The sequence below is a fragment of the Methanosarcina sp. genome, assembly GCF_035390745.1.
In the GTDB taxonomy this organism is placed as follows: domain Archaea; phylum Halobacteriota; class Methanosarcinia; order Methanosarcinales; family Methanosarcinaceae; genus Methanosarcina.
Genome location: NZ_DAOOUJ010000023.1, coordinates 35478 through 42716 on the forward strand (window position 1 = coordinate 35478; position 7239 = coordinate 42716).

The window sequence follows — 7239 nt, forward strand, 5'->3', positions numbered from 1 at the left end:
ATTAAAAAACATTAACAATGGGGGTAATATTTATGGAAACAATGGAAGCGATTTTTAGCAGAAGAAGTATCCGGAAATATCTTCCAGATCCTGTCAGCAGGGATAGGATTGAGAATATTTTGAAAGCAGGCATGAGTGCACCATCAGCAGGAGATGAACAGCCCTGGCATTTTATTATAATTAATAGACACGACCTGCTTGAAAAGATTTCTGAAATGCATCCTTACGCAAAAATGCTGAAAAATGCTCCTGCTGCGTTACTGATCTGCGCAGATCCAGATGTCCCTAAGTTCAAAGATTACTGGGTTCAGGACTGTTCAGCTGCATGCGAAAACATGTTGCTTGCTGCCCATGACCAGGGGCTTGGGGCCGTGTGGATAGGAATCTACCCGGCTGAAAAACTCGTTACCGGAATCCGGGAAATGTTCAATATTCCAGGTCAAATGGTTCCGTTTTCTGCAATTGCAATAGGTTATCCTGCAGAAGAGAAGTCGGGAAGATCAAGGTACGATGCCTCAAGAGTTCATGACAATTCCTGGTAAAAACTCCCTTAATACAAATCGGGTATCGATTGGGTTTTTTTCCTTTATATTTTTGGTCTTTAAGTACTCTTCAGTTTTTTTAATGGATATTTATATCTTTTTATGGTATTAAACCTGATATATTAGTCAGAATACCTGATATTTATCCGGGAAGTTTACCGGGAACATTGTATATATTATGGAAGGCGAGGTTATGGAAAAGAAGCTCTTCTTACTACTTGTTTTATTCACGATACTTTTCTCTGTATTGCCTTTTTCGGCGGGAGCTGCAGACGAAGAAAGTTACCTTAAATATACCAGTTCAGGGAATGCTTTCGGCGGCGGAAATGACATTCAGATCGATCAGGACATCCAGGGGGATCTGGTGCTTGCAGGTTCAATACTTGAGATAAACGGAAATGTTATGGATGATTTCACCGGCGCAGGCGGGGAACTGGTTGTTAACGGGGATGTTTCAGGGAATATCATGGCAGTTGGGGGAACTATCCGTGTAAATGGAAATGTTGGCGGAGACCTGGTAGTAGCTGGGGGGGAGATATTTCTTTCCAGGGACAGCACTGTTGAAGGAGATATCCTTCTGGCCGGAGGGGAAGTAACCCTTAAAGGGGTTATCAATGGTAATGGATCTATATCTGCCGGAACCCTTCAGACAGGAGAGGACTTTAAGCTTAAAGGAGATCTTGAACTTGAAGCCGAAAATTACCCTTCTGATCTCGAAGAGGATGTGGGAGGAAATCTGAGCATCACAGCCGCAGCGCCGGATCAATATGAAGGAGAAACTGAAGGTTTCGGTATCTTTTCCTTTATTCTGGGACTGCTGGCAGCTCTTGCTCTGGGCTTTATTCTTATCTATACTTTCCCTGGTTTTGTAACCGAACTTGAGGAAGTTGTGAAGATCTCGACACTGAAAGCCGGTCTGCTGGGTTTTTTACTCCTTTTCTTTGTCCCGGTTCTTTCTGTCATCCTGCTAATAACATTCTTCGGATGGAGTCTTTCGATCCTGTTGCTCCTTCTCTTCGCACTTGCAGCACTTATCGCTACGGTACCGGTCAAACTGTTAGCAGGAGAAATAATTTACACCAGAGTCTTCAAAAAAGAAGCCGGAAAAATAGCATACTACCTTGTAGGAGCGGTTATATTTGCAATCGTTTATGAAATTCCTTTCCTTGGTTCATTCATAAGTTTTATTGCGCTGCTGATAGGACTGGGAGCAACAGGGATCTGGCTTGCAGATAAGGCAAAGACTGAAAGGTGATCCAAAATAACTGAAAAAGCAGCCCAAAGAAAATAAAACAGACTGCAAATTGCTTCATATTGATCAGAGGTCTTATCCGGTATAAGGGAGTTATGGGAAGAAGTTCTTCCTTTATTTTTTATTAAACATAGCTATCTCAAAAAGGTACATGTTTACACATTTGCCGTATACTTGCCAGCAAGATCGAGATTATTTCCTGCACACGATCTCCTAATTTTTTTGAGTAAGTTTTATTAGTATAAATAACATTATTTTATCAAGTGAAAATTTTATCAAGTGAAAAATTTGCAAGCTGTATAAGAACTACTTTTTAAGTGTAAAATCAGTAATTGGAGATTCCATGATCAGCCATAACCAATATTATGTCACTGTTTCATTACGGCAGAATGAATGCGGAGTTGCTTATTATGAAGACAGGAAACCCGTCGAACCTCTCGACTGCAAAGAGATAACTTTTGGACTATTTGAAGAAATCTTCAGGTTAGGCAAAAACGATGATGTAATACTGTACCCTATTATGTTTTTAAGAACTTCATATGCTCCAAAACCCGGAATTGAGCGCCTGATTATCACTACGGCGAGAAATTATTACAGGCCCTATGAGGATATTGTGGCTGTTGCAGTTGAATATCGTTTTAATGGTGTTTTCAGTAATATGGGAATCGAATACATTCAAAGCCGTATCTCCGAAAAGAAAAATATACACTTTGTGGGAGCATTCCACAAGAAATTCGGAGGCTCTTCCTGCAAGATACATGTCTGTCTCATGACTGAAAATACGTGGAATGAGTACTGCGATTCGATACTTACTGAGTCAAAGGATAACTCAGGGACTGCTGGCATCAGCCCTTTAGTGCTTGCTTAATATAATTCTTGCGGGAGTGCAACTGCATATCACCTGATTTTTTAATCATATTAAAATTTCAAATCCTAAACAATTTTTGGCATCAATTATGATATATATTACTCTGTTATTATAGATATCTGGATCAGGGGTAATAGGTTTTCTCTTAATCTCCGGATGGGATCGCAGGTGAGGACTTGAAAACAGGAACTCTACATCTATTTCTGAATGAACTTTCCAGAAAATACCATAAAGAGTTCAAATAGTAATATAAAAGAAGACTAAGAACTGATGAGGTCATAATATGGAAAAAGAAGTATATCTTACATTTGAGGACCATGAAGATTTTAGAAGAGTTGTTGAAGAGGCACTCCTTTATAAAAAAGAGTCACTTACAATATTTGCAAACTCTTGACTTTTAGTTCTATTCGGAATAATGCCGGCCTGGATTTTTGTATTTCAGTCCGGCATTAAATCAGCTTAAAAAGACGGTCTATTTTCGCCTCTTTTTTCTCCATCTAATTATTCTCTTTGCTATCCAGTAAAATACAATCATTTTAAGGATATAAAGAGACGTTAGAAATGCTATCATATGGCGCTCTTTATTATATCAAATCTGGTGTGTTTAAGATAGGCAGAACAGGAGTTTTTCTGTAGCTTCTTAAGTTTTTAAACTTTCAGGTAATTTTAGAGTTCTGGCAGCTGGCACTTTGATATGGTATATAATATCCATAACTAAACGCTCCTTCGAGAAAAGTTTCTCAAAAGTTTGAAAATATCATAGCACTCTAGCAGATATACTTGCCGTTTTTATTCCATATTTCAGGCGGAACAGAGTTAGCAATGACTTTTTCCGGGAATTTCAGCGAGATAAATGCCGAAATCCTGGAAAAAAGTAAAAAAATGGATTTTGATCGGCTGTACTGTAAAACACCTTTTTTCAAATTCTGATTTTACGATAAGCCGCCATTTATCGGTGCACAGCCTACTGTGTTTAAGTATTTTTCAATTCCCAGCCTTTCAAGGAGTTCTCCAAGCCTCTCTCCATCAAGTCCCTCGCTCCTGTAATATTCAAAGGTTTTTTCAAGGACTGAGAAGAGCTGCTCCTCGTCCGCAAGCTCAAGAATCTTTGTCCCCTGTTTGGGCTGGCGTCCTGCTTTGCCCCCAACAAAGATTGTACATCCTGTTTTTTCTGCCCTCAGGGCATCTTTTCGGCAGGCTGAAATGCAGGCTCCGCAGAGTATGCATTTTTCAGTATCTATGCTGGCTTTCTCTTCCTGTACTGTTATTGCCCCCACCTTACACGCTTTTTCACAGAGCTTGCAGCCGACGCAGTTTTCTTCGAGGATTTCAGGCTTTACCGTACCCATAACTCCAAAGTCATTTTCCTGGGGTCTTACACAGGCTGAAGGGCATCCTGTTACTGCAATCTTGAGTTTTTTCGGGACTGCTTCTCCGAAGTACTTTTTATCTATCATATATGCCAGATTCTCGCAGTCAATCAACCCATGTCTGCAGACCCTATTTCCCTGGCAGGCGACCACGGCTCTTACCCTTTTCCCGGCAGAGCCCCCTGAAATGCCCTGCTTTCCAAGTTCGTTGATTGCTGCTTCCACATCTTCAAGTTTGACAAAAGGAACCTCAATCTGCTGCCTTGAGGTTATGTGAACATATCCGGAGCCGTATTTCTCTGCTGCGTCTGCAATTGCCCGGAGTTTTTCAGCATCCAGATTCCCGCTCACTACTTTCAGCCGCATTGAAAACATATTTTCCTGCCTCTGAGGCAGAAAACCTTTACTTTTTATTGAAGCCTTGTCAACCTTTTTCTCATCCATATAAAGTCACTTCACTTTAGGAGGCATGATAGAAGCTGTATATTAATATTTTGAATTATATTTCTCATTTAATAAAATTTAGAGGAAAGAAAAGACATTTAGCTGCACAAGTGCCATGTATAGACCCGTGCCTGCAAAGATGCTGAGCATGGCGTTTCTTTTCCAGAAGTGCAGCCCTGCAACAACTCCTATTGTAAACAGTTCCGGAACTCCGTAAGGGGCTGCAAACCACTGAACATCTTTTAAGCAGTAAATTACCAGCAGCAAGAGGATCATTGGCGGCAGGTTTTTTTCAATAGTAGAAAGCATTTCCGGCGGCTCTCTTGATCCAAAACATACGAAAGGAAGAACCCTTGTAGCAAAGGTTGCAAGAGCTACCACCATAATAGTTACAAGCATTTGCAGTGCTTCTGCCATCAGCTCTCCTCCTTTGATCTTTCCTGAACCTTAACGGGCTGCGCTGCTGCTGAATGCGCCTTCTTAATTCCTTTATTCATATTCAAATCCCCCTGAATCAGTTTTTCCCTGCCCATGAGAATTAGAGTACCAAGAATAATTGAGATCAACAGCATGTTATCAGGGCTGAAAAGTATAAGGGAAGCGGCGCCTGCACCCACTGCTGCTACGAAGGGGAAGCGTACGCTGGAATTGAAGTACTGCTCTATGGTCAGCACCACAAAAAGGGAGGTCAGCACAAAAGTCATACCCTCAAGGTTAAGATTAAGCATGGAACCAAGCACCGCACCAATTACGGACCCTATAATCCAGTAAATGTGGTCCAGAGCTGCAATATAAAAGTAAAACCTTGACTTTGAGCCACCTTCCGGAACTTCGCTTGTGGTCAGAAGGGCATATGTCTCGTCAGTTAATGCAAAGATAAGGTATGGCTTGACTTTTTCTATGCCGGAAAATTTTTCCAGCAGAGAAAGCCCGTAAAAGGCGTGTCTGAGGTTCAGGAGCAGAGTGGCTATGACAAATTCCGTAAGTCCGGCTCCTGCAGCAAGTAGAGCTACTGTAAGAAACTGCCCTGCACCCGCATAAATGAGGAGGCTCATTATAAAAGCATAAATCCAGTGGTATCCGGCGCCGTCCAGCAGGAAGCCAAAAGCCATTCCGAGAGGTATATATCCGAGAAATACGGGAACTGTGGTTTTGAGGGCGGTCAGGAAAAGGTCCTTATTACCTTTTTTTGTTTTGTGCCTTTTTTCCTCCATTAAATTCATACTATCTCTTCTTTTACCTTTTTGCCTCATTTTGCCTGAAGAAAAAAGCATACATTGTATTTATTATATTTAAAGGTACTGAATAAATATCGGAATTCTCATCATATTTTGGAAAAGCATGTTATTTTTAGAATTCTATATTTAAGAAGAAGTAAACCAGTTATATATAGTGTTATATTATTATTTCTGGAATAAAATCAAACGGTGTGGAAGTTTATGAAATTCGGTATCCGAAAACCATCTTTGAAAAAGTCTATTAAAGCAAGAACTACAGGCAAATTAAAACGTAAAGTAAAAAAGGCTGTAGTACCATTTTATGGAAAAAAGGGAACGGGAATTGTAAAGAGTCCAAAAAAAGCGGTGTACAATAAAGTTTACCGTAGGACATCTTTTAGTATATTCGGTCTTTTTAAGAAGCTACTTAAAAAATAAATTCAACATTTCTATTAAGAATCATGCAAGTTGCAACCAAAGCCGCAGGCTCGATTGCAGGAGAGTTCGATGAGCAGGTGCGGAAAGTTCCGGCTATTATGGCAATGTTAAGTTTTTTCCCGGTCTCATACTCAGCAATTGACACCTGTATTTTTCCGATTTCTTCCTTCAGTCCGAGAATTTCACCGAAGCTGCTCTCTCCAGAGTTCTGTGCTGAGTCCCCCACTATATCCTCTATTTTATATTCTCCATATTGTACTTGAGAGACACTGCTAATGTTTTTTCAGAATCAAGGAACTTTCAGGATAAGGACTCCTCAGGCATCCCTAAGGATATTCAAAGCGTTAATTTTGTGGAAATCAGAGCCTGCTGGAACTTTTAAATATTTGTAGCCATTTATAGAGTCTCAGATTTATTTCTGGAAATTTATTCTAGAGCTTCAGTCTTGAAACTTATCCCTTACTTTACTCAATTGAAAAACAAAACTTTCCGGAGAAACAAAAGTGGACGACTGGATGATTTCAACCCTTATTCTTTTCCTTGCCCTGCTTATAGTTTACCTGCTCGTTAAATACATTAAACTGAAAGGCAGGGTCGAATCCCGTGCCAGAGACCTCTACGAAGATTGGCAGGCAAGGGAAATGGAACGCCTGGTATCCGAAAGAGCCGATACTCTCTTCAGGACATGGAAACTTGATGAAGAAAAGAAAATCCGCCAGGACGCGGTAAAGAAAAGTGAAGCCGTTATCCGCGGAAAGGTCACGGAACACCTTATCCCTTATTTCCCTGACTTTGAATATAACCCCAAGGATGCAAGGTTTCTCGGGACTCCTGTGGATTTCATTGTTTTTGACGGGCTTTCCGAGGGAGAAATGAATAAGGTGGTCTTTGTCGAGGTCAAGTCCGGCAAAAACGGCGCTCTTTCCCAGAGAGAAAAACTTGTCCGGGAATGCATCAATAGAGGAAAGGTAAGCTACGAAATTATCCACAACAGAGAGTAAGTTTCCTTTGTTTCGCAATTTCCTTTGTTTCGCAATTTCCTTTGTTTCGCAATTTCCTTTGTTTCGCAATTTCCTTTGTTTCCGCAATTTCCTTACCTGCTATTTTT

General features: G+C 40.6%; 8 protein-coding genes. 4 read left to right on the forward strand and 4 right to left on the reverse strand.

What is annotated here, in order from left to right; all coding sequences use genetic code 11:
- Positions 1-32: 32 nt before the first annotated feature.
- The 3 genes from PLL47_RS07405 to PLL47_RS07415 all read left to right on the forward strand — a co-directional run bounded on the left by PLL47_RS07405 (position 33) and on the right by PLL47_RS07415 (position 2662).
- A complete protein-coding gene (locus tag PLL47_RS07405; RefSeq protein WP_324445551.1) occupies positions 33-542 on the forward strand; it encodes a nitroreductase family protein in 510 nt (169 codons plus the stop codon).
- 178 nt (positions 543-720) lie between these two features.
- Complete coding sequence (locus PLL47_RS07410; RefSeq protein ID WP_324445552.1) at positions 721-1797, forward strand: DUF8173 domain-containing protein; 1077 nt, start codon at positions 721-723, stop codon at positions 1795-1797.
- 340 nt (positions 1798-2137) lie between these two features.
- The gene (locus tag PLL47_RS07415) at positions 2138-2662 is read left to right on the forward strand and encodes a hypothetical protein (protein WP_324445553.1); all 525 of its coding nucleotides are present in this window, start codon (positions 2138-2140) and stop codon (positions 2660-2662) included.
- A gap of 932 nt (positions 2663-3594) precedes the next feature.
- Here PLL47_RS07415 and PLL47_RS07420 read toward each other — a convergent pair.
- From PLL47_RS07420 to PLL47_RS07435, 4 genes are all read right to left on the reverse strand, one after another.
- Positions 3595-4476, reverse strand: coding sequence for a ferredoxin-like domain-containing protein (locus tag PLL47_RS07420; RefSeq protein WP_324445554.1), 882 nt, complete (start codon positions 4474-4476; stop codon positions 3595-3597).
- A gap of 78 nt (positions 4477-4554) precedes the next feature.
- Positions 4555-4893 carry a branched-chain amino acid transporter permease gene (locus PLL47_RS07425; RefSeq protein WP_324445555.1) on the reverse strand — a complete coding sequence of 113 codons (339 nt, stop codon included), beginning with the start codon at positions 4891-4893 and terminating at the stop codon, positions 4555-4557.
- Positions 4893-5699, reverse strand: a complete 807-nt coding sequence (locus PLL47_RS07430) for an AzlC family ABC transporter permease (protein ID WP_324445556.1) — start codon at positions 5697-5699, stop codon at positions 4893-4895. The genes PLL47_RS07425 and PLL47_RS07430 overlap by 1 nt, the downstream gene beginning before the upstream one ends.
- Before the next feature lie 421 nt (positions 5700-6120).
- Positions 6121-6357 carry a hypothetical protein gene (locus PLL47_RS07435; protein ID WP_324445557.1) on the reverse strand — a complete coding sequence of 79 codons (237 nt, stop codon included), beginning with the start codon at positions 6355-6357 and terminating at the stop codon, positions 6121-6123.
- A gap of 277 nt (positions 6358-6634) precedes the next feature.
- Here PLL47_RS07435 and PLL47_RS07440 point away from each other — a divergent pair, with 277 nt between their 5' ends.
- Positions 6635-7132, forward strand: coding sequence for a Holliday junction resolvase-like protein (locus PLL47_RS07440; protein WP_324445558.1), 498 nt, complete (start codon positions 6635-6637; stop codon positions 7130-7132).
- The last annotated feature ends 107 nt before the right edge of the window (positions 7133-7239 follow it).

Coding starts and splice junctions, on each gene's coding strand:
- PLL47_RS07405 (WP_324445551.1), top strand. CDS start 33: ATGGAAACAATGGAAGCGATTTTTAGCAGAAGAAGTATCCGGAAATAT.
- PLL47_RS07410 (WP_324445552.1), top strand. CDS start 721: ATGGAAGGCGAGGTTATGGAAAAGAAGCTCTTCTTACTACTTGTTTTA.
- PLL47_RS07415 (WP_324445553.1), top strand. CDS start 2,138: ATGATCAGCCATAACCAATATTATGTCACTGTTTCATTACGGCAGAAT.
- PLL47_RS07420 (WP_324445554.1), bottom strand. CDS start 4,476: ATGGATGAGAAAAAGGTTGACAAGGCTTCAATAAAAAGTAAAGGTTTT.
- PLL47_RS07425 (WP_324445555.1), bottom strand. CDS start 4,893: ATGGCAGAAGCACTGCAAATGCTTGTAACTATTATGGTGGTAGCTCTT.
- PLL47_RS07430 (WP_324445556.1), bottom strand. CDS start 5,699: ATGAATTTAATGGAGGAAAAAAGGCACAAAACAAAAAAAGGTAATAAG.